The sequence below is a fragment of the Bacteroidota bacterium genome (genome assembly GCA_019637975.1).
GTDB lineage: Bacteria > Bacteroidota > Ignavibacteria > UBA10030 > UBA6906 > CAADGV01.
Map to the genome: position 1 here is coordinate 65,694 of JAHBUR010000019.1, position 20,806 is coordinate 86,499.

At 52.6% G+C, this 20,806-nt stretch carries 21 protein-coding genes and 2 pseudogenes; 11 read left to right on the forward strand and 12 right to left on the reverse strand.

The genetic code is table 11. The features are described 5' to 3' along the window. The first annotated feature begins 214 nt into the window (after positions 1-214). Entirely contained in the window at positions 215-2,563 is a 2,349-nt protein-coding gene (locus KF749_11685) for a CotH kinase family protein (protein MBX2991813.1), read from the forward strand. Between the two features lie 334 nt (positions 2,564-2,897). Here the strand turns inward: KF749_11685 and KF749_11690 are convergent. From KF749_11690 to KF749_11705, 4 genes and pseudogenes are all read right to left on the reverse strand, one after another. After that, a pseudogene (locus KF749_11690) lies at positions 2,898-3,236 on the reverse strand (ankyrin repeat domain-containing protein). 356 nt (positions 3,237-3,592) lie between these two features. After that, the gene (locus KF749_11695; protein ID MBX2991814.1) at positions 3,593-4,063 is read right to left on the reverse strand and encodes a pyridoxamine 5'-phosphate oxidase family protein; all 471 of its coding nucleotides are present in this window, start codon (positions 4,061-4,063) and stop codon (positions 3,593-3,595) included. 104 nt (positions 4,064-4,167) lie between these two features. Beyond that, positions 4,168-4,851, reverse strand: a pseudogene (locus KF749_11700) (HNH endonuclease). 90 nt (positions 4,852-4,941) lie between these two features. Beyond that, a complete protein-coding gene (locus KF749_11705) occupies positions 4,942-5,181 on the reverse strand; it encodes an AbrB/MazE/SpoVT family DNA-binding domain-containing protein (protein ID MBX2991815.1) in 240 nt (79 codons plus the stop codon). 159 nt (positions 5,182-5,340) lie between these two features. On the opposite strand from KF749_11705, the gene KF749_11710 reads away from it, so the two are divergent. Next, the gene (locus KF749_11710) at positions 5,341-5,571 is read left to right on the forward strand and encodes a hypothetical protein (GenBank protein MBX2991816.1); all 231 of its coding nucleotides are present in this window, start codon (positions 5,341-5,343) and stop codon (positions 5,569-5,571) included. 495 nt (positions 5,572-6,066) lie between these two features. Here the strand turns inward: KF749_11710 and KF749_11715 are convergent, their stop codons facing one another. The 5 genes from KF749_11715 to KF749_11735 all read right to left on the reverse strand — a co-directional run bounded on the left by KF749_11715 (position 6,067) and on the right by KF749_11735 (position 8,500). Next, positions 6,067-6,528, reverse strand: a complete 462-nt coding sequence (locus KF749_11715) for a hypothetical protein (protein ID MBX2991817.1) — start codon at positions 6,526-6,528, stop codon at positions 6,067-6,069. Then, complete coding sequence (locus KF749_11720) at positions 6,525-6,821, reverse strand: thioredoxin family protein (GenBank protein ID MBX2991818.1); 297 nt, start codon at positions 6,819-6,821, stop codon at positions 6,525-6,527. Before KF749_11720 ends, KF749_11715 begins: the two co-directional genes overlap by 4 nt. Positions 6,822-6,826: 5 nt before the next feature. Continuing rightward, positions 6,827-7,165 carry a thioredoxin gene (gene trxA, locus KF749_11725; GenBank protein MBX2991819.1) on the reverse strand — a complete coding sequence of 113 codons (339 nt, stop codon included), beginning with the start codon at positions 7,163-7,165 and terminating at the stop codon, positions 6,827-6,829. A gap of 23 nt (positions 7,166-7,188) precedes the next feature. Then, the gene (locus KF749_11730) at positions 7,189-7,638 is read right to left on the reverse strand and encodes a DUF2938 family protein (GenBank protein ID MBX2991820.1); all 450 of its coding nucleotides are present in this window, start codon (positions 7,636-7,638) and stop codon (positions 7,189-7,191) included. 172 nt (positions 7,639-7,810) lie between these two features. Next, entirely contained in the window at positions 7,811-8,500 is a 690-nt protein-coding gene (locus KF749_11735; GenBank protein ID MBX2991821.1) for a Crp/Fnr family transcriptional regulator, read from the reverse strand. Positions 8,501-8,728: 228 nt separating this feature from the next. On the opposite strand from KF749_11735, the gene KF749_11740 reads away from it, so the two are divergent. Further along, positions 8,729-9,367, forward strand: a complete 639-nt coding sequence (locus tag KF749_11740; GenBank protein MBX2991822.1) for a GNAT family N-acetyltransferase — start codon at positions 8,729-8,731, stop codon at positions 9,365-9,367. Between the two features lie 185 nt (positions 9,368-9,552). On the opposite strand, the gene KF749_11745 is transcribed toward KF749_11740, so the two are convergent. Next, positions 9,553-10,026: a nuclear transport factor 2 family protein gene (locus tag KF749_11745; GenBank protein MBX2991823.1), complete on the reverse strand. Its 474-nt coding sequence runs from the start codon at positions 10,024-10,026 to the stop codon at positions 9,553-9,555. A gap of 67 nt (positions 10,027-10,093) precedes the next feature. Further along, complete coding sequence (locus KF749_11750) at positions 10,094-10,534, reverse strand: hypothetical protein (GenBank protein ID MBX2991824.1); 441 nt, start codon at positions 10,532-10,534, stop codon at positions 10,094-10,096. Between the two features lie 1,148 nt (positions 10,535-11,682). Here KF749_11750 and KF749_11755 point away from each other — a divergent pair. From KF749_11755 to KF749_11765, 3 genes are read left to right on the forward strand one after another with little or no spacing between them, the layout of a single operon-like run. Beyond that, on the forward strand, positions 11,683-12,864 hold the full coding sequence (locus KF749_11755; GenBank protein ID MBX2991825.1) for a DUF1624 domain-containing protein: 1,182 nt from the start codon (positions 11,683-11,685) through the stop codon (positions 12,862-12,864). A gap of 10 nt (positions 12,865-12,874) precedes the next feature. Next, on the forward strand, positions 12,875-13,447 hold the full coding sequence (locus KF749_11760) for a Rieske (2Fe-2S) protein (GenBank protein MBX2991826.1): 573 nt from the start codon (positions 12,875-12,877) through the stop codon (positions 13,445-13,447). Positions 13,448-13,473: 26 nt separating this feature from the next. Further along, the gene (locus KF749_11765) at positions 13,474-13,983 is read left to right on the forward strand and encodes a hypothetical protein (protein ID MBX2991827.1); all 510 of its coding nucleotides are present in this window, start codon (positions 13,474-13,476) and stop codon (positions 13,981-13,983) included. Between the two features lie 38 nt (positions 13,984-14,021). On the opposite strand, the gene KF749_11770 is transcribed toward KF749_11765, so the two are convergent. Then, positions 14,022-16,193 carry a carbohydrate binding family 9 domain-containing protein gene (locus KF749_11770; GenBank protein MBX2991828.1) on the reverse strand — a complete coding sequence of 724 codons (2,172 nt, stop codon included), beginning with the start codon at positions 16,191-16,193 and terminating at the stop codon, positions 14,022-14,024. Positions 16,194-16,521: 328 nt separating this feature from the next. Here KF749_11770 and KF749_11775 point away from each other — a divergent pair, with 328 nt between their 5' ends. From KF749_11775 to KF749_11795, 5 genes are all read left to right on the forward strand, one after another. Continuing rightward, the gene (locus KF749_11775; GenBank protein MBX2991829.1) at positions 16,522-17,346 is read left to right on the forward strand and encodes an ABC transporter permease; all 825 of its coding nucleotides are present in this window, start codon (positions 16,522-16,524) and stop codon (positions 17,344-17,346) included. A 14-nt stretch (positions 17,347-17,360) separates the two neighbouring features. Then, positions 17,361-18,680: an ABC transporter ATP-binding protein gene (locus KF749_11780; protein MBX2991830.1), complete on the forward strand. Its 1,320-nt coding sequence runs from the start codon at positions 17,361-17,363 to the stop codon at positions 18,678-18,680. Continuing rightward, the gene (locus tag KF749_11785; protein MBX2991831.1) at positions 18,680-19,393 is read left to right on the forward strand and encodes a hypothetical protein; all 714 of its coding nucleotides are present in this window, start codon (positions 18,680-18,682) and stop codon (positions 19,391-19,393) included. The genes KF749_11780 and KF749_11785 overlap by 1 nt, the downstream gene beginning before the upstream one ends. 82 nt (positions 19,394-19,475) lie before the next feature. Further along, the gene (locus KF749_11790) at positions 19,476-20,363 is read left to right on the forward strand and encodes a hypothetical protein (GenBank protein MBX2991832.1); all 888 of its coding nucleotides are present in this window, start codon (positions 19,476-19,478) and stop codon (positions 20,361-20,363) included. A 5-nt stretch (positions 20,364-20,368) separates the two neighbouring features. Next, on the forward strand, positions 20,369-20,806 hold a 438-nt coding region (locus KF749_11795), incomplete at its 3' end, for a hypothetical protein (GenBank protein MBX2991833.1).

Genomic DNA, 20,806 nt, shown 5'->3' on the forward strand with positions numbered 1-20,806 from the left:
CAAAGAACGGGCAAACGTTGTATCCGCTAAACAGACAACACCTGCAAAGCGTTGCACATCCAATCTGTGCGTGAAGGTGATGCAATGTAGCAATGCAGTCAAGCCTTATCAAGCCTCGGAAGTGCACAAACAGGCATGTTTGTTCGATTGCTCCATTTTGGGTAGATTATGATTGAACACGGTGTTCTTGATGATGAATTGTTGAGTGATATTGATGAACTATGTTTTGTGGCTGCCGGCCTTGCTCGCGGCCGGCTTATTGCTTCAGACAGATTTGCGGGCGCAAGTTCCTCCTCACCCGGTCTATCTTGACACAACTGTCGCTACCATCCGGATTCTGATCGATCCCGATTCGCTGGCGCAGATTCTCGATCCGGCAAACGCGCAAAGCGACCATGAATTTCCTGCCACATTCTTTTTCGAGAATCCGATTATCAGCGATACTGTTGAGAACATCGGTTTCCGCCTGCGGGGAAATACGTCGCGCGTCTCCCAAAAGAAGTCGTTCAAAGTCTCCATCAACTCATTCGAACGCGGACGCAAGTTCTCTGGACTCGAAAAGCTGAACATCAACGGCGAGCACAACGATCCGTCGATTATCAGGGCGAAGTTGAGTTGGGATCTGTTTGCAAAGGCGGGCGTTCCGGCATCACGGGCGAGTCACACGCAACTCTATATCAATGGCTTGTACTACGGGTTATACATCAGCGTTGAGCATGTTGACGAGAATTTCGTTCAAACACGCTTCGGCAACAACAACGGCAACCTGTACAAGTGTCTCTGGCCTGCAGACTTGCGCTATCTCGGCAGCGACCCGAATCTCTACAAACTCATGTCCGGCAACCGGCGTGTGTATGAACTGACGATCAACGAGGAGATGGACGATTACACCGATCTTGCACATTTCATTTCCGTCGTGAATCTTACGCCAACGGATTCTCTCGCAGTGGCAATCCAACGCGTGTTCAACGTTAACAGCTTTCTGAAAACGCTTGCGATGGATGTCGCCGTCGGAAGTTGGGATGATTATTGGTTCTTGAAGAACAACTACTATCTCTACCACAATCTGAACACGGGGAAGTTCGAGTTCATTCCGTACGACTATGACAACACGTTCGGCATCTGGTGGACGAGCATCATGCCGAACATTGATTTCGGGACGCGCAACGTGTACTCATGGGGACATCCTTCCGAGCAGCGACCTCTTGCCTCACGCATCCTCGGCGTTCCCGCATTCAAGAACAGATTCTCCTTCTACCTCAACCGGCTCATCCAACGGCACTTCCATGAACCGGCGATGTACCCGCGTATCGACAGCATACACACAATGATCACCCCCGCCGCCGAGGCGGACAGTTTCCGCACGCTTGACTACGGTTTTACGATTCAGCAATTCCACAACTCGTACTCACAGGCACTCGGCAATCACGTCACGTACGGACTGAAGCCGTATATTTCGACCCGCCGCTCAAGCGCGCTGGGACAGTTGCAGAACGTCAACGTGCCGCCCATTCTCTCCGATCTTGTTCATTCGCCACGCACACCCTTTGCCGGCGACCCCGTCACAGTAAATGTGCGCGTGGAAGACGAGGCGGCGGCACAGTCGGTTCTGATGTTCTACACTGTCGACGGCTCGCCGCAATCCCCGGCGACACTCTACGACGACGGGTTGCACAACGACGGCGCCGCGGGAGATGAAGTGTACGGCGCGATTCTGGCCGGGCTTCCTGCCGATGCACTGATCGAGTACTACGTCCGCGCTGTTGATGTCACGGCGCAGATTGCGTATGAGCCGCCGGATGCGCCCGCGACCACGCAACGCTTCCGCGTCCTCGGTGCAAAACCTCGATTGTTCATCAACGAATTCATGGCGGCAAATACAGGCTCCGTCCGCGACCCGTTCAACGAGGCGGATGATTGGATTGAGATTTATAACGGCGATTCTGTTGCGGTGGCGATAAGCAATTGCTACCTGTCGGATAATTTCAACAATCCGATGAAGTGGAGATTTCCCGACACCACCATTGCACCGGGAGCTTTCATGCTGGTTTGGGCGGACGATCAGCCGCATCAGGGGCCGTTGCACGCTACGTTCAAGCTTGATCGGGACGGGGAACGCGTAGGATTGTTCCGCGGCGACAGCAGCGCGTTGGCAATTCTCGACACCATCTCGTTCGGCTACCAGCAATCGGATGTCTCATACGGCCGCATGCCCGACGGGGGCGCATGGCAAGCAATGGCCCAGCCGACGCCGGGATATTCCAACGTTCCAACCAGCGTCACGGGAGATGCTCTGCCCGAAGAATTCACATTATATCAGCCGTACCCGAATCCGTTCAATCCAACAACAGAGATCAGGTATCAGACGTCAGAAGTCAGCCATGTAACGCTGAGGGTGTTTGATATACTCGGTCGCGGGGTTGCCACGCTGTTGAACGGTCGTCTTGACGCCGGAAGGCACAGGATCATATGGAACGCTTCGGGCTTTGCAAGCGGAGTCTACTTCATCAGAATGCAGTCGGGCAGATTTGTGAAAACGGCGAAAGTTTTGTTGATGAGGTAAAAGTCTTTTTCTGTCACGCTCACGTCCGTTGCGCCATCAGGACGGGTTGCCCGTCGATAACCGTGAGACTTCGCGCCTGCATGTCCTTCACCTCGAAGCGGATGCGCACGGCAGGCGCACCGGCGGGATGAAACTCGTTGTTCCCCTTGTGGTAGAGCACGCGGTTCGTGCCTTCCGGTCCGCGTTTGACGTTCAGCCGGCCGTTTTTGTCGATGCTGATCGTCAATGTGTGTGAAGTCTCCGCGCCGAAGGCATATTCACCCGCGTATATCTGTTTCTCGTCGTCGGTAAGGGGAAGCGAGGTGTACTTCATGTCCGCGTCGCCGAGTGTCTCGAGGTACTCGGCAACGGTGCTTGATTGTTCCCCGCCGTTGCGCGCATGCTGGAGCAATGTAATGCCGTGAGGTCCGTGCAGACGCTGAATGCCCGGGTTGGCGGTGATGTATGCCTTCACAGTCTCCAATTGCCCGAACATTGCAAAGGTAAAAATGTCCGGCCGCGCGCCGTTCTCGATCAGCAGTGCGGCAATGGCGCGGTTGCCCACATGCGAAGCCGCACCGAGCGCTGTCTCCCAATCCCCGAAGCCCCAGTCGTAGGTTGCCTTCGCGAGGGCGGGACTCCGTTCCAATAACTCCCGTACGCGCGCTAGGTTACCATGCGATACCCCCACCATCTCCTTCACCAGCGCCGGGTTCTGCGACGGAAATTGTGCATGAACCGGGTCCGAGGGCTCCCGTGTATACCCGTCCTGCACACCAGCAGTGCCGGAACACAGCACCGGTCCTGCGTAAAGGATTGACGATGACGCAAGAAAACGCCTGCGGGACAGAAGATGATTCATGCTTTCACCTTGGGGTTGTGATAGGGACTTCTGAGACTACGGAGTTGAGGGGTCAAGTGTTGCGGGGAATGGAGATTATCTGACGGCGAGAGCCTGTTTCACCCGGCGTATGCACTTTCCCGGATTCCTGGCAAGGTCGTGTTCCCCAATGCAGATGACTTTCTAACCTGTTCTTCGGAGTTGACGGTTTACCCGTCCATTTTCCTGAAATCCTGCAGCGTGAGATTGAATATCTTGCCGAATCCCGCCACAAACCGCGCCGTGAACGGCTCTATGAAGTACAAGCCGAAATCCCCGAGCGAGAAGTTCATTGACGCATCGGGAAATTTATCGAGGTACGCAGACCTCCCCGCTTCGTACTCCGGCGATCCTTCTTCGAGGCGGAGGGCTTCTCCCTGAATCGAGACACGTGCAAGCGTGAGCGGATTGCGCGAACCGTCATCGGCTTCGGCGAGCATCAGACTCACGCGGGCATCGTACAGGATGTTTTGCGTGTGATGCGCCAGTCTGCTGATGTGCAGATAGAAGTCCGTGCACTCGGCCGATGCGGCAAAGAGAACCATCGACACCTCCGGCGCGCCGCTGCGCAGCGTACCCAACGCCGCTGTCCGTGTGGCGCGGATGAGATTCAGAAGGGTTCGCTGAGATTGTGGAGACATGAGTTCACTGAATTTGAGATTCAGATGGACGGAGATTGAGCATTGTTAGTTCTTGTGCAGATGAGAGCAAAACTGCTAGCAACTGATATCCACGGTAGAAGGCTCATTATCCTGTCAGACTTCTCCAAGTTGTGCTTAGCACAAAGCAAGCGGACATTCCTTGCTGTTAGGCTTGACCCACCTTTTGAAAATGGAATGTCGTGATCATAGTGAAGGTTCTTTGTCGAACCACATTCTACACACCTTCCCCCATCTCTTTTCCAAACCTCCAGCTTAACATTAGTCGGGATGAGTCGGTTATGTGGAAGTTCGACGGTGCGTCCCAACGGTTTCTTTTGTACGGGTTTGAGATAGAACTTAAACACCTTCCGCTTGCCGTCAGATACAATCTTTGCATCGACAAGTTCAAAGAAACCTTTGTAACACCAGATGCCTCTGGCTATTTTCTCATAAACCTTCACCAACTCCGGCCGCTTTCTTAATCCTCCTTTGAAGTCCATCGCGACTCGAAAGAATTTGCCGTTTTCCGTCCACGACCCCTTCGGTGTTGTTAACGGTTGGTCTACAATCTTAGGATTCGGAATAACCTTTGACTTTTTCTGGTCATGACCTTCATATACGAGATTTCCTGTGTACGGGTCTATTTGATCAGCGTATGGGGCGCCCTTTCTGACTGACATCAGGAAGACGGAGTATTTGACTCCAGTACCAAAGTTCATTCCCTTCTGTAGGGGTGCCTTTTCTGCATGGGTCATTTCAGAGTAGCTGATAATATCGTCGACTTTCATGATTATTCCCCTGTGGGTTAGTTGTTTAGAGATCAGACAAGACAGTCAATGCCTGGGTCTCGAAACGTATTCCGGTGGCTCTAATCAAAACTAAGTGTCTTCCCGTTTCTGCTCGATTTTTCGATCTTCAAGAAGCGCGCGTGTTGCTTTTCCCTTCACCGGGAGAATCCCTGCAAGACTTTCAAAGTACCGCTGGCCGAGCGGCTTCACAAAGAACCCACCCTCTTGCTCAATGATCACGACGCGTACCCCTCGTTTGAGCTTCAGTTTTTGTCGGATTCTCTGCGGAATATTCATCCGGCCTCGGGTTGTTATGACGGATGTCTCCATTGTTCCTTCTTTGTCTTGCGGGAAATCTTATGTCTTCTCAACAAACAATTTGTGCTTGGGGGCAATCTATCGAATCGCCTCACTAATCGCAACGCCCCATTTGCCCCTTCCCTCCCCATTCATTACTATGGAACAAAACAATTGCGAGGAGGGCCTCTCATGCGTCAGGAACAGAACTCCCGCCGGAGTGTTGTGCGGCTTGCGCGTGCGGACAAGGCAGGAACGTCTTACGGTAAGCAAAGATTCTTCGACGTATCTTCCCGCGAACTAATCAATCTGGTAGGTGAGTACCACGCCAAACGCATACGACGGGGTCAATTGTATTCCCTCACCTTACGCTACACCGGCAGTTGGCCGAACAGCTTCAATGATGAGGGTCCATCCGCATAGCCGATACTCGGTATGAGGTCGTGGCATGTCCCCCCTGTCCCGACGAAGAACCTTGGTCGGCAAAATCTTTCTGTGCGAAGCGGCTTCGCAGTGCAAGGAACCCGGAGAGGTTCCCTGAAATCGATTTCTCCGCCAGTGATGGCGATCTGGTGAGGCATCATTTCATTGAAGGCAATATGTCATTGTTGCGTGTGTACCGACGAAGACGCACCTCCTGTTCCAGCGGACATCGCACATCAGCATAAGAACAGAAGACGCAACAGTCACCCGGTTTCGGCTTGAGGACGACCTTGCAATGGCTGCACTCGTAGAAGAATTGGCATGCATCCGTGGGCATCTCCAGTTGCTGGGTGAACCCGCAGTGAGGGCACGTCAGATTTGCTTTCGTGATGATCTCCATGCTTGTCCAAGATACGACTTTCCGGCGGATGGGAAAGAGTCGAGAGCCCGGCATGTACTCATTACCGGGCACTCGAGCCTATCCGGTGCGAACAGCTATTTCATCCCATCCTTGTGCATCGCCGAGCAGTTTGCACAGTACCACTTGCCCTCAATCTCCACGGCAGACGCAAGCTTCTCCTTGTGCCCCATGTCGTCAATGATGCTTCCGTTCTCGAACACGGAGCGCCACTTGCCGCCGTCTTTGATGGACACCTTCTTGGCGTTCACTGCACCATCTTCCTCGTACACGGTTCCTTCAACCGTTACATCTTTCACCGGCCACTGCGCAAGAAAGGACTGGGGAACGTTCACAACGACGTAGAACTTGTTCTCCTTGGTGAACACGCCCGGCAACTCAGCGCGACGCAAATCATGCGTGGCTGAACATGCCATGCCATTGACGCCGCAATGAGCGCCGGAAATGACGCCAGTGACTTTTCCTTCTTTACCACCAGCAACGGCAAGGGCCGTCACCGCGAAAAGGGAGAGAATGAGAGACGGCGTTGTGGTTTTCATAAGTACTCCTGTAGTAATTGTGAATGAATGAGTGAGACGCTCTCTTGCTTGACAAACCGTTTGACATCGTGCGGGGAGAACTCTCCATAGAACGCAAGCCTTCCGTTGATGAACACGGCTGGATAGATTACTACGCCGTATTTGGCGCACGATTCAGGGTCACGGAGCCGGTCGATAACGATAAGCCTGGCCACGACTCCTTGTTGACGAAGCAGGGTTGCTGCTTCCAGCACGCGCGCACAGGCCACGCAATCGGGCTCAACGAATATCACCATTTCCTGGATCGGCTTCATTGTGTTCATGCTGCCGCTGCCGTGCTGAGCAGACGATTGATACGTGTCTCGATCTCACCTCTCTGAATGGCTCCTCTCACCTGATCGACGACCGTACCGTCCCTGAAAAACAGCAACGTCGGGATACTGGTTATGTCAAACCGTTGCGATGTCTGCATATTCTCGTCCACATTCATCTTGACGATCTTGACATGATCGTCGTAATGGGCAGCGATCTCATCGAGAGTTGGTGCGATCATTTTACATGGTCCGCGCCACGGCGCCCAGAAATCCACGATGGTAAGTTGAGGGCTGTGCAACACTTCGCTCTCGAACGTATTGTCGTTGATGTTGATGGGTTTCATTCTTCTGTTTTCCTTTCTGCGCATTAGTGACGTACCGCGGCGGTCTGGAAACCGGGCGATGCCTTGCCGTACACGGCTCCAAGGACCGCGCCGTAGACCAGGTGACCAAGCATGCTGCCGAGTACCATCATGATCGGAGCCGGAGTATTCGATGCAAACATCCCCGCACCCATCATCGGATTGACCATGATCTGAGCAATGAACCAGGGGATCAATCCGTACAGTGCCCCGCGCACGAAAGGACTTCCCGGAAGCCGGTTAGCAAATACGGTCGCGTAGATCACCGCGAGCACGCCGCCGATCATGAAGTGCCCAGCCCAGCCGAGCGCCACCGGAATTCCCATGAAGCCCGCGAGCATGTTGCCAATCGGCATCGGTGGCATTCCGATGAGCGGAGCCATGAGCATGACGACTGTCATAACAAGAGTGCCGGCCAAGCCCGCGAGAACTGCTTTTCCAAAATTGTGTTGCATGTTTGCCTCCTTGAATTGGTTGTGATCTTCAGTTCACCATCAATATAACTCCGGATAATGGAGAAGACTGTCGGGTGGACGACACATCGAGGGGAATGTCGGCTGGACGACAATGATCGTTTGTCAGCAGAGGGGAAACGGGTTGGAGGATTAAGGAGGAAGCCGTGAAGGGCTACTTCGCAAGAGCCTGAAGCTGCTTCAGGTTATGTACCACCATACTGCTGCGGTCAAACCCAATCAGGCCTTGTGTCTTCAGTTCGTTCAGGACCGTCGTAACCGTTTGCCGCGAGGTTGCGGTGAGGTAAGCAATTTCTTGGTGTGAGAGGAACGAGGAAATATGGACGGTGCCTTCCTTCATCCTACCGAAGTCTTCAGCATAGCGAACAAGGAACCCGATGATTCTCTTGGTGACATCTTTGAATACCATGTCGCTTATCTTCTCTTCAAAGCGACGGAGGCGGAGTCCTATCCACTTCGTCAGTCGGAGAGTGAACGCGGGGTTATGCATAAGGAGGGACTCGAAATCCTTCATGGTCACCGTACAGACTAGTGCGTCGTCAAGGGTCTCGGCGGCTTCGCCCCTCACGCCCTGATCGACAAGAGCAAGCTCACCAAAAATTTCTCCGGGGCCCAGCACATCCAGTATCACCTCCCTTCCATCTTCATGAAGGCGGTAGAGTTTTACATGTCCTTCTTTGAGAAAGAAGACATTGTTGGAGGGCTGTTCCGGAAAGTAGATGGGATGGTGCTTCGCAAGATGGGCCATCGAGGTCAACTTCTCGACCATTTGCATCTGAGCGTCGCTCATGCCATCTAGGACATTAATATTCTTCAGGTACCAGAGTTTGGACTTGTCTGGCATGCGCGTGTTCAACACCTATCTTGTACTTGACCGACGCAATGTATGCAAATGCTTTTTCTTTTCAAATTCCGTTCTGCGGGCAGATGACCTGGTGATAGCAGAGGGTCACAGAAGAAGGCGTTCGGATACTGAGCCCGCGGCTTCACCCAAAACCTGCAGTCTTTCTCATTTGCCCCTTCCCTCCCCATTCATTACCATAGAACAAAACAATTGCGAGGAGGGCATCTCATGGGTCAGGAACAGAACTCCCGGAGTATTGTGCGGCTTGCGCGCCCCGACAAGTCTGACGCGGTGGAGGTACTCGCACTGGCGTTTCACAACTATCCGCTGATGCGCTATGTGTTGAAGGACGCGGGGTCGGCGTACGACGAACAGTTGCGCGCCCTGATCGGCTTCTTTGTCGAGTCGAGGCTCACGCGGGACTGGCCGCTGCTCGGGGTGAGGGAAGGCGGCATGCTTGCGGCTGTCGCCGCGGCGAACAGTCCGGGCGACAAGCCGAGGCCGAAAGAGTTGCAGGAGATATACGAACGGATGACGAAGCTCATCGGGCCTGTGGCAACGGAACGGCTGGAGGAGTTCGAGCGCGTGACGGATGGTTTCGTTCCCGATACGCCGTATTACTACTTAGGCATGATCGGTGTCCGCCCCGGATTGCAGCGCGGCGGACTCGCCCGTCTGCTTCTGGACCATCTGCACGCCATGTCCGAAGCCGACCCGGTTTCAACGGGCATCTGCCTCAGCACGGAACTCCCCTCCAATGTGCCCCTGTACGAACACTTCGGCTACAAGGTTCTCGGTGACGCGGATACCGGTGATGTTCACACGTGGGGGATGTTCAGGAAAAATGCTTCGACTCCGTCCCGATAAAGAGCATGGGACTGCGCTCTGCGCCATGATGTTACTTTCTTTGAAGGGTTAAGTCCCGACGGATTCTCCCTTCCCACCACTGCCACCGATTTCGACGACGCTGATTCGTGCCTGTTCCGGAAGGATACACAAACGAAACCTCCGGGGATAGCCCGGAGGTTTCCAAATGCCGCGTATTCAGAGTTTCAATCTTCGTCCTTCGAAGTCCGTCCGCCGTGATCGCCAATCAGTACCCACTTGTCGCCCTGTTTCATGAGAACGTCAGCCCAACGGCCGGAGCGGGTATTCTCCTTGCCTTCCGCATTTTTGGCAATCCTGACGTAGTAGTAGTTCGCAATCGCAACGTTGCCGAAGACATTAATGGAGACGGGAGTGATGTTGTATAGAATCGTCTTCTCTGTCTTGTAGTCGTGTTCAATGAACTTCCTCGCCGTCGCTTTGTTGCCCGGCATGGGCTGGCTGATTTCCCAGCCGATGTAGTTGTCGTGGAAATAGGACATGAACCCGTCGAGGTTCCCCGCGGCATCAAGAGCCCAGTATGCTTCGACGTTTTTCCAGACTTCCTTTTGCGCCGCGTTCCATTCCTGCGCGTGCGCACCGGTTGATGCAAGCAGAACAAACGCAGCAAACGTGACAAGAATTCTTGTGAATGTCTTCATGTGTTTCCTTTCGCAAAATCGTTCATGTGTTCTCTCCAAGCCCTTTCCGGCGGAGAGTCCGGGTAACTCACTTCCTCAGTTTCGTCCGCTCGGAATAAATTTCATCCGAATGTTCCTCGAAGTATTTGTTCAGCATCCGGTTGAACTGACGGCGTGACTCGGCATCCTTCCAGTATTTTTCAAAGAGTTCGGTGTCCATCTTCGTGGCGGCATCAACGCTTGCCCAGTCTTTGTACTCCGTAATCCATACCAGATCGCGGTTATCCGCCCCGTACAAATGCTGCAACGCCCTCTGACTGATGATGTGGGTGTTCTTTTTCGTGACTTGCTCGTGATACACCTGCAGCAACGAATCTCGCTCTGTATTTCTTCCTCCCTCAGGCATTCTCATCTTCTGTACTGTTGCGACGAAAATGTTGTCCGCACTCTGTTCCTGCGCGGAAGCCGGATGGGCAGCGAAAAGGACCACTGCACACGCGATTGCAAAAATGACCGGGATATGTTTCAAATGGTACTCCTTGTAGATGGTGGTTGGATTGGGTTGATTATACGGTGTTGCCTTTTACTCCTTCTTCGTTTTTAGCTTTTGGGGACCCGTCCTCAAATGGCCTGCCGTTGGCCTTTTCCCGCGAACTGCGCGCCGGAATTGAACCGGCAGGCCCGCTCATAGTGGCTTACTCCATCAAAATCAACTTACGCATATGCGCGAAGATGTTGCTTTCACTGCCATTTTTGCGAGCGAGTGCAGCCAATCGCAAAACGAATCAAACTTATGAGAAATCGGGTTGTAGGACTTGTAGAGTTGAGAACCGGGACGACGAAGGAATGCATCAGACAGTCCGCGCGGACGAGAGCACATCAAATACTCAGAGCGAGAACCGTGCATAGATGAGAATGAGCGTGAGAAATGAAAGCAGCAGGGACCAACTGCTTCAACAAGGTATCTTCCGTCTGTTTCAAATGCAAGTATCCTGCGTCAATTTGAAAAATATCTTTGCAGGCATGGCCGCCAAGAGAGGGACGCAGTACGCAAGAAACGGCGTTGTGCCCATTGCCCCTACGGATCATTCATTGTCGATGTCGGTAGTGGATTCGGGTGTGGAAAATGTCAACACAAATGTGAGTCAGACTCTGTGGTGGTTGCGTTCCTCCGGTTAACCCCTTCTCACTTCGAAGAGTTCTTTACGGCAACAACGGGTGACTACTCTGCGAAAGTGATTTCCGGGAGTTGCTTTGGCATATCCTTACCTCAAAGCGACACACTCCATTGATGTTCACGTGTTCGATCAAAAATGAGTGCCCTTCCGTAAGTTGCATGTTCAGCAGGTATCTTGGGAACTTCCCTCCGCTTGTATCGCTTGGAAGAACACAGTTTTCCTTGCCCTTTCTTTGATACCAACAATAAAATCCGGGAAGAAGCCACGGCGATCACTCAGAAGAAGCTTCACAGACCAAGGTTTTGTTTACCGGAGGTCTGACGTTGTTGAAGTCACCGGGGCTTGCTTCCTTGTGTAGCAATTTTCCCGCTTTTCGCTTACCATCAATGGCACGAAACGAACGTGCAGGACTGCCTGTTCTTTGAACATACAGCAGTGAAGTTCCCGTCCCGGACACGGACAAACATCAGATTCTCATCACGGCAGAGGAGCAGTTTGTATGAATTCACCGGCGAAAACGCGCATCACTTCGCTCGATCTGCTTCGCGGCCTCGTCATGATCGTCATGGCGCTTGACCATACCCGTGACTACATTCATGCCGGTGCGTTTGTCAACGACCCGCTTGATCTCACCACGACCTCGGCCATTCTCTTCTTCACACGATGGGTCACGCATTTTTGCGCGCCCGTGTTTGTGTTTCTCGCCGGCACGTCCGTGTATCTGCAAGGGCTGCGGAAGAGTCGCGAGGAGTTGAGCGTCTTCCTCTTCAAGCGGGGTCTGTGGTTGATGTTCGTGGAGCTGGTGATTATCACGTTTGCGTGGACGTTCGACATCTCGTACCACGTGTTTATCATGCAGGTAATCTGGGCGATCGGCGTCAGCATGTTTCTGATGGGCGTCCTCATCAGGTTGCCCTTCACGGCAATACTCGTCTCCGGTTTGTCAATTGTGTTCGGACACAATGTGTTCGACGGTATCGAAGCATCACACAGCGGATTCTGGTGGGACTTGATGCGCAACGGTTCGTTTGCGTTTCATGAGATCGGCGGCGGGCGCCAGCTTGTGATTGTTTATCCGTTCCTGCCCTGGCTCGGCGTGATGATGGCGGGATATTGCTTCGGCACATTGTACGCGCCGTCGTTTGATCCGGCACGAAGGAAGCGATGGCTTCGCAATCTTGGTATCGCGTCGATTCTCGTGTTTACCGCGGTTCGATTTCTGAATGTGTACGGCGATCCGAACCCGTGGACGGTGCAGGGGAATCCGTGGTTCACATTACTCTCCTTCATCAACACGCACAAGTATCCTCCATCGCTGTTGTTTCTGTTGATCACGCTGGGCCCGTCATTCTTGTTGCTCGCCGTTCTCGAGAAGAGCAACAATAGAATCACGCAGGCAATCAGCGTGTTCGGACGTGTTCCGTTCCTGTACTATGTCGTGCATCTCTATCTGCTGCATGCGATCGGCATGGCATTCTTCCTCGTGAGAGGACATTCCTTTTCGGAGGCAACTCCTGATATTTTCGGGATTCCATTCCGGTTTGTTGTGGCAGGCGAAGGGTACTCGCTTGGTATAACGTATCTTGTCTGGATTGCCGTTGTTGTTGCGCTGTACCCGTTGTGCAGGTGGTTCAGCGAGTACAAGAAGAAGAACGCGCGGTGGTGGCTAAGCTATTTGTGAAATCAAAGACATGAACGAACACCCGCATCTTCCGCCAATTACTGCCGCCGATTTGGAAATCAGCCCGCTTGCCCGCGCGGAAACAATCCCCTCGGCGTGGTACACCGATCCTGCCTTTCACGATTTTGACAAGCACGCTGTTTTCAACCATACGTGGCACAACATCGGGCACGTTTCACGGCTCGAAAATGCCGGCAACTACATTATCGGCACAGCGGCCGGGAATCCCGTTCTGGTTGTGCGCGGACAGGCTGAAACACTGCGCGCATTCTACAACGTGTGCCGTCATCGCGGCGGCCCGCTGGCAATGGAAGACGGTTGCGGCAAAGTACTCCAGTGCAAATACCACGGCTGGACATATCTGCTCGACGGCAGCCTGCGCGGCACACCGAAGTTCGATAGAACAGAATTGTTCGACAAGAAAGATTACGGTCTCGTTCCTCTTCATCTCGATGTGTGGGAGGGATTGGTATTTGTGAATGTTGATATGAAGGCGCCGTCCGTCGAGACGTTCTTCAAAGGAATTCCCGAACGCATCGCCCCGATCTCTCTCTCTCCAAAAAGAAGTTCTACAGACGCATAGCATATAACGTTCGCTGCAACTGGAAGGTGTATGTTGACAACTATCTTGAGGGCTACCACCTTCCGTTCGTACATCCGGAATTGTGCAATCTTCTCGACTTCCAACAGTACATCACCGAAACATACGATTGGCATTCGTTCCAATACAGCCCGATTCAGCAGCGGCAAAACATCTACGGCGAAGCAGGAGAGATGGCGTACTACTACTTCGTCTGGCCGAACTTCATGCTGAACATCCTGCCCGATCGACTGCAAACGAACCTCGTGCTGCCCGACAGCCACGACCGGTGTACTGTTCTGTTCGATTACTACTACGACGACGTACAATCGGCCGAAGCCGGGAAACGCGCCGAGGCAGACATTGAGTACAGCCACAAGATTCAGTTGGAAGATATTGAGATTTGCGAGCATGTACAGAGGGGACTGGCGTCGAACGCCTACGATAAGGGCCGATTTTCGGTGGAGTTCGAGAATGCCGTGCATCATTTTCAAGCATTGCTGAAAAGGGCATACCGCGAAGCGCTGAACGGCCGTTGATCCCTACAATTCGGGATGAGACTGAAGAGTTGACTTGTTCAGAACAAGTACAAATACTTCACCTTCAACACTGCCGCCCGTTCGGCAAGGTGCATGCGGGAAGTCAGGAGGTTTCCTCCTCCATCATACTCCTCGTCGCGGTTGCGGACTTCGTTGACGGCAAGATACATCCAACTTTTCGGCAGGAAATTGTAAGAGAAAAGAAATCCGACTATCACCCGCTCCAACCTGTCCGATGATCGGACGAAGACATTATCCACATACAGCCTGAAGTTCAGATCGTTAAACGGCGTGAACGAAACATAGGGCCTTGCGTTGTAGGTGATGTCTTCGATGTTTCCTGCCGGATTTCCCTCAAGCCACATGTTGTAAGATGTTCCGATTTCCAAGCTTGACAGCGCCTTCCACTCCGCGCTCATGCCAAACCACGAGTAGAATGCAAGGTAGTCACGGGAAAAATTGTAGGTTCGGGAGTATCCGCCCCACATGTTGGCGTTCCACAACTGCGACATTCCGAACCACGAACTGAATGTCGCTTCATACGAAGAGTATTCTATGTTCGAATCCTTGCTTCGTCCAAGAGAGAGATTGACCTCAAATCCCCAGTTGTCGCGAAACTGCATGTTGTACCCCAGCAAGGCGGAACGGTCGGTGTAGGCATCGGCGTCTTCATAGTACAGCACCGGCCCGCCGTAGAGAAGAATGGAACTGATATACCCGTCCTGAAAAAACCACCGGGGTCCCGACACGGATACAAACTCCAACGTTCCCTTCCACGGCACGAAGCCCACCTGCTGGACATCGAAATCACGATCAATTGCCCGGACGCGCGTCAAACTCATGAGGTTCGTACCAAAGTATGTGAAGCCGGCCGAGCCGGCAAAGCTTCCCTTTGAGTTTTCGATGGAACGGGCAATCTGATACGCAAGCTGCCAGTCCGACGTTCGGAAGGCGCCGTCGATGTCGAGAACGCCGTACGTGTCGGAGCCCGTCCGCTTTCCGACGAACAGTATGCCGACGGACGAGTTATCGAAGATTTGCTTCTTAATGCGGGCCGAGCCGAACACCGCGCGGTGCTCGGTTGCCGGTGTGCCGCCATCAGAGAAATCACGGGCTCCTGTAAAAGCAAGAAACCCGCCGTACTCCCAACTGTCGAGCCTGCCGAACGCTTTTGTTCCGACATTCACCGGTACAATGTGTCCGTCCGGCAATATTTTGCCTATTCTACGCGAGTAAAACAGTTCGAGCGGACGATAGAAGCCGGAGTTCCGTTGCCTGCCGGAGGCCATAAATACTTCATTGCCTTCAGTAAAGAAGGGCCTGCGTTCATCAAACCGCGTTTCATATCGGGAGATATTGAAATCAAACGGATCCGCTTCGATTTGTGCAAAGTCGGGGTTGGCCGTAAGTTGGAATGTGAGTTTCTGTGAAGGATTGTAGAAGATATCAATGCCCGCGTCGGGGTCAACATCGTACGTGCCCGGCCGGAGATACGTCGCTTTTGCGATTGCAACGGGGTACACCTCCAAGTTCAATCCGTGTGCGGCCGGACGGAAACCGTCGAACACTAACTTGCCGAACTTCGAGATACGTTGCCCCTCGTTCTGTTCGTAGGCACACCAGTAAAGATCCTCGGCGCGGGAAGGCATCCAGCGGTCGAAATCAAGTCCCCACTCCGTCAATGTCCCATCGTACTTAATGGACTTGTAGGGAATCCGCATCTCCACCACAAATCCCCAATCATACACCTTTGCATCAGCAAACCAGACACCATCCCAGCTATAGTCGCGGTTGCGGGCATCGTCAAGCAACCGGCAATCGGCACGAACGCCGGAGGACGTAACGGCAAATTTGTATGCCGTACGCCTGTCGTTGAACGTATCGAGCATTATCGAGACGATATCGCCGCTGGTCTGGTCGAGAAGGCCGGTTTGCCTCCGGACGGGTTCTGTATCGTAGCAGATCATCAAACAATAGAGCGCATCCTGTGTGCTGAGTACTTTCGCCACAGAATGTTGAGATGGCGGCTGGTTGAAGTAGGGCTGGAGTTGAAAGAAGTCGGCTACCGAATCCGCCTCGTGCCAAATCTGATCAAGTATTCCATCGATTAGGATTTCCGCATCTACCACCTTCACGGTCATGGTTTTTGGTGATTGCGTCCACACAGTAGTTGGACAGAGTAATAATGCAAAGGCTACAAGTGATTTCATTGCGAATTACGCGGAGAGATGGGAATGACAGTTTGGTTTACGATAACTTGGAAAAAGGTTGCAGAAACCGGGGCGATTTCCCTGCCGTTTTGACGTTGCGTTCATCTCCAGCCTTCTGGTCTCGGTGATGCCGGGTGGGCCGGATGTCGCAATCCCAAACCCCTCTTTCACCATCTGCCTGTGATGAAAGGCACGAGAGAAAGCTGTCATTTTCAGCATACTACTCATTACCCGTCATAGGCACCGTCATTAGTAATGTGACAGCGAAGTCAATTTCCGGCGTTTTTTTGTATTTTTACACTTAGAAACGAACCCGCACAAATCTCGATTGGAAACGCGCGAAATAGTTATTGAGGCCGGACGATCCGAAAGCCAGTATTGGAAAGATCTCTGGCGGTTCAGGGAGTTGTTGTTCTTCCTTACTTGGCGGGATATACTTGTGCGTTACAAGCAAACCGTCATCGGCGTTGCATGGGCGCTGATCCGGCCTTTGCTCACCATGGTTGTGTTCACGGTTCTGTTCGGCAGGCTGGCTAAGCTTCCCTCGGAGGGTGTTCCATATCCGGTACTTGTGTTTGCCGCATTATTGCCGTGGCAATTGTTTGCGGGTTCACTTACCGAATGCAGCCACAGCCTGATCAAGAACGCCAGCATGATTTCAAAGACTTACTTTCCCCGCATGCTTGCACCTCTCAGTGCAATGGTTACCGGCTTTGCAGATTTCCTGCTCTCGTTAGTTATGCTGGGAATACTCCTTACCATCTACGAGGTCATACCCGATTGGCGGATACTTACGGTGCCACTCTTTGCCGCAATCTCAGTCGGCGCAGCGCTCGGACTCGGTTTATGGTTTGCAGCTCTTAATGTAAAGTATCGCGACTTTATGCAGATCGTGCCTTTTGTTGTGCAGATCGGCTTGTACGTGTCACCCGTGGGCTTTGCAAGCAGCATCGTGCCGGAGGAGTGGCGGACATTGTACTATTTGAATCCCGTTGTTGGTGCCATTGACGGCTTCCGGTGGGCTGTTTTGGGAACGAGCCAGTCGCTGTATTTACCCGGCGTAATTTCTTCCGTGACAATTGTAGTTCTGCTGTGCGTCTCCGGCGTGTGGTATTTTCGGAAAACGGAGCGGACTTTTGCAGATATTATTTAGAATCCGGCAATAACGTGTCTGATACAGTCATTATAGTCGATAAGGTAAGTAAGAAATACATTATTGCGCACCAGAACGTGAATCGGAATCCTACTATCAAGGATGCCTTTGCGGGCACAGCGCGTTCACTCATGCGCCGGTTCCGGACACCGCTTGACACATCTCCACTTAACACCACAAAGGAGGAGTTCTGGGCTCTGTCGGATATTTCGTTTCAGATCGGGCGGGGTGACCGGGTCGGCATTATCGGCAGAAACGGGGCGGGAAAATCAACACTCCTGAAAATTCTCAGCCGCATCACGGAGCCGACAAAAGGACGCATCGTCCTGAAAGGCCGGGTGGCAAGTCTGCTTGAAGTCGGAACAGGTTTTCACCCGGAACTGACGGGAAGGGAAAATATTTTTCTGAACGGCGCAGTTCTCGGCATGAGCAGATCGGAGACGCGCAGGAAGTTTGACGAGATTGTTGACTTTGCTGAGGTCGAGAAGTTCCTCGACACACCTGTGAAGCGGTACTCCTCCGGTATGTATGTACGGCTCGCCTTTGCCGTCGCCGCCCATCTTGAGCCGGAGATTCTCATAGTAGATGAAGTGCTGGCCGTAGGCGATATTGCATTCCAAAAAAAGTGTCTCGGAAAAATGGAACATGTTGCCAGCGAAGGCCGGACAGTACTGTTCGTCAGCCACAACATGCCGTCGGTGTTGAGCCTGACCCGAAAGTGCATTCTGCTGGAAAAAGGACATGTCGTGGCAATGGGCGAAACGGAGGGCGTTGTGGGGCAGTACCTCAAACAATTCGAGAGTTTGCTTTCGAACTCCGGCTTGGCCAAATTCACGGACGCAGACAGGGATATGGGCTTGCAAGGCCCGAAAGGAAAGCTGACGTGGGCACGTCTCCTGAATGAAAACGGAGAGCAGTCAGGCACCTTTTCCGAGGGTGAGCCGGTGATGCTCGAAATGGGATTCCGGATTCTCGAAGAGGTTCAGGAAGTTCAATTGGGCTGCACAGTCAGATCCAAGAATGGCCAGGTCAATCTGTTTACAACACCATCGCCGGAGTATACACAGACTCTACCCCCCAGTGACTACTCCGTGCGTGTTCAGCTTTCGCCGAACCATCTCCGTGAGGGAGAATACATTCTGACGCTGAAACTCTTTGCCGACGGCCAGCGGCAGGATCATGTGCCGGATACGCTCGGTCTCGTCATTCAGCACGACGCCTCCGTGGTTCAAAACCGTTCGTACTTTCAACTATGGGTGAAGGGAAACATGAAATACGACTATCGCTGGGGGGAGATTCAGGCGGACTCGAAGCAGCAACAGAAAGGGGCTTAATGATGTCAACGAACTTCCTTCATGCGACGGATATCCTTCATTGGAAAAGTCCGTGGCATCGCTTCTTTTACTTTTCCACCGCTGTGAGTTTTGTGGTCTTCACAATCTGTTTGATTATTATCGGAAATGTGTGGGACAATCCTGTGTTGGGTGAAGATGGCGTGCTTGAGAGTCTTTCCGCTCTTCTGTATTTGGCGGCTCTGGTGGCAGCGTTGTATGTAGCCTTCAAAGTCAAGAGTCGTCGTGTTCGGGTCATCAACATTCTCGTTCTGGCGGTGGGATTTTTGGGGTTCACAAGCGAAATCAGTTTCGGCGAACGATGGTTCAACCTCACCATGCCCGTAGTAAGAGGGGTGAAGATTGATGCCGTGCATGATTTTGTGGATCTGGGCTATCAGATTCTCCGTGACAAGCTGCCGGGTTTCGTACTGTTGCTTCTTGTCGCGGCGGCGGCGCTGACGTTTGTCGCAGTTGTGTGGCGATTTCGTTCAAGCATAGCAGAAATCCTTCGTGAACGCGAGGATGCAAGCTTGGTTGCCTGGGCCTGCGTAGTGATTCTTATGGCCGTTGTGATCGATCTTGATATCATCCAGAATATGTTTCTCTTTTTGCTCGAAGAATTGTTCGAGCTTGCCGGCGGTATAGCAGTGGCAACAGCGGGGTTCTTTCAAGTCAACGAACTACGAACAGCCGCAAAGGCACAAGGCGGATAACCTGCATATGGCCGATGGTCCGTCAATACTCCGGTCTCCGAAGCGTCGTCTCAGAACGATCCTTCGTTCCGTACGATCAGCCATGACCGCCGAAAACAGACGGAATGTCCTGCACGAACAATGGGGCATCGGCATCTATCGGCTGAGATACAGTGACGGACAGTTTGTATTGACCGAAGACAAAGCGGCCTCCAATCCGGTTCTCACTGCGAAATCCGTGGGCGACAGAAGAACCGGCTTTGCCGCCGACCCGTTTCTGATTTACGAGAACGGGATCTACTACATGTTCTTCGAAGTCTTCAAGAAACACAGAGGAAGTATCGGCTTCGCCGTCAGCAAGAATGGGAGAAAGTGGAAATTCAGGCAGGTAGTGCTGGAAGAACCGTTTCATCTTTCCTACCCGTTTGTTTTCAAATGGAACGGGAAATGGTTCATGATGCCTGAAGCATTTGAAACAAAGTCGATACGGCTGTATGAAGCGACACGTTTTCCGGATACCTGGGCATTCGTCAAAACACTCTCGATGGGACGGGAATATGTTGACCCGACATTGCTGCATGTTGGAGGACGGCTATGGCTGTTCGTTTCAGAGACAACGAATGGAAATCTATACCTGCTTCATTCAGATTCGCTCGAAGGGGATTGGCAGGAACATCCTCAAAGCCCGGTTATCAAAGATGATCCAAGCTGTGCCCGGCCCGGAGGCGGTATCATACAGATGAACAACAGACTGATCAGGATAGCACAGGATTGTTCCAAGACATACGGCGGTGCCGCGCGTGCCTTTGAGATAACGGAACTGACAACAACCGCATATTCTGAAAAAGAGCTGCCCGAAAGTCCGCTGCTTACAGCTTCCGGAAAAGGGTGGAATAGAGACGGGATGCACCATGTATCTCTTTTGCCCGTCGGGGACAGTACGTGGATTGCTGCCGTGGACGGCAAGATGATGAATGCACCGGCTACGTAGACGGAATGGCACGAAAGAAGAAATACCTCTTCCTCGTAATTACGGACGCGTTTGCCGGAGGAGAACACTTTCTGGTCGATTACTTCGGTTTCCTCAATCACGACAAGTACTCTGTTACCCTTGGTGTGAAGAAGGATGTGTTCAGTCCGTACTTGAAAAGGAACAATCTCCCGGTTGATGTTGTGCCGTTGCCCGAGTTCCGTGAATACGAGAGTTTTCTGACGAGACTGCGTACATATTATCGATTTCTTGTTTCTCTGAAGGCCGATAGTGTTGTCTTTAACCAGTACTTTCTCCGCAGTTTCACGCTTCCTGAAATTCTTGCGGCGTTCATTGCAACGCGCGGAAATGCCTACACAATCGTTCACGACTGTCCGCCGCCGTATCCGGAACACCCTGGCAGGAAACGCTTCGGGCTTCTCCCGGAGTGGAAAGTTCGACGG

Coding starts and splice junctions, on each gene's coding strand:
- KF749_11685 (MBX2991813.1), top strand. CDS start 215: ATGAACTATGTTTTGTGGCTGCCGGCCTTGCTCGCGGCCGGCTTATTG.
- KF749_11695 (MBX2991814.1), bottom strand. CDS start 4,063: ATGTCTCCACAATCTCAGCGAACCCTTCTGAATCTCATCCGCGCCACA.
- KF749_11705 (MBX2991815.1), bottom strand. CDS start 5,181: ATGGAGACATCCGTCATAACAACCCGAGGCCGGATGAATATTCCGCAG.
- KF749_11710 (MBX2991816.1), top strand. CDS start 5,341: ATGCGTCAGGAACAGAACTCCCGCCGGAGTGTTGTGCGGCTTGCGCGT.
- KF749_11715 (MBX2991817.1), bottom strand. CDS start 6,528: ATGAAAACCACAACGCCGTCTCTCATTCTCTCCCTTTTCGCGGTGACG.
- KF749_11720 (MBX2991818.1), bottom strand. CDS start 6,821: ATGAAGCCGATCCAGGAAATGGTGATATTCGTTGAGCCCGATTGCGTG.
- trxA (MBX2991819.1), bottom strand. CDS start 7,165: ATGAAACCCATCAACATCAACGACAATACGTTCGAGAGCGAAGTGTTG.
- KF749_11730 (MBX2991820.1), bottom strand. CDS start 7,638: ATGCAACACAATTTTGGAAAAGCAGTTCTCGCGGGCTTGGCCGGCACT.
- KF749_11735 (MBX2991821.1), bottom strand. CDS start 8,500: ATGCCAGACAAGTCCAAACTCTGGTACCTGAAGAATATTAATGTCCTA.
- KF749_11740 (MBX2991822.1), top strand. CDS start 8,729: ATGGGTCAGGAACAGAACTCCCGGAGTATTGTGCGGCTTGCGCGCCCC.
- KF749_11745 (MBX2991823.1), bottom strand. CDS start 10,026: ATGAAGACATTCACAAGAATTCTTGTCACGTTTGCTGCGTTTGTTCTG.
- KF749_11755 (MBX2991825.1), top strand. CDS start 11,683: ATGAATTCACCGGCGAAAACGCGCATCACTTCGCTCGATCTGCTTCGC.
- KF749_11760 (MBX2991826.1), top strand. CDS start 12,875: ATGAACGAACACCCGCATCTTCCGCCAATTACTGCCGCCGATTTGGAA.
- KF749_11770 (MBX2991828.1), bottom strand. CDS start 16,193: ATGAAATCACTTGTAGCCTTTGCATTATTACTCTGTCCAACTACTGTG.
- KF749_11785 (MBX2991831.1), top strand. CDS start 18,680: ATGATGTCAACGAACTTCCTTCATGCGACGGATATCCTTCATTGGAAA.
- KF749_11790 (MBX2991832.1), top strand. CDS start 19,476: ATGACCGCCGAAAACAGACGGAATGTCCTGCACGAACAATGGGGCATC.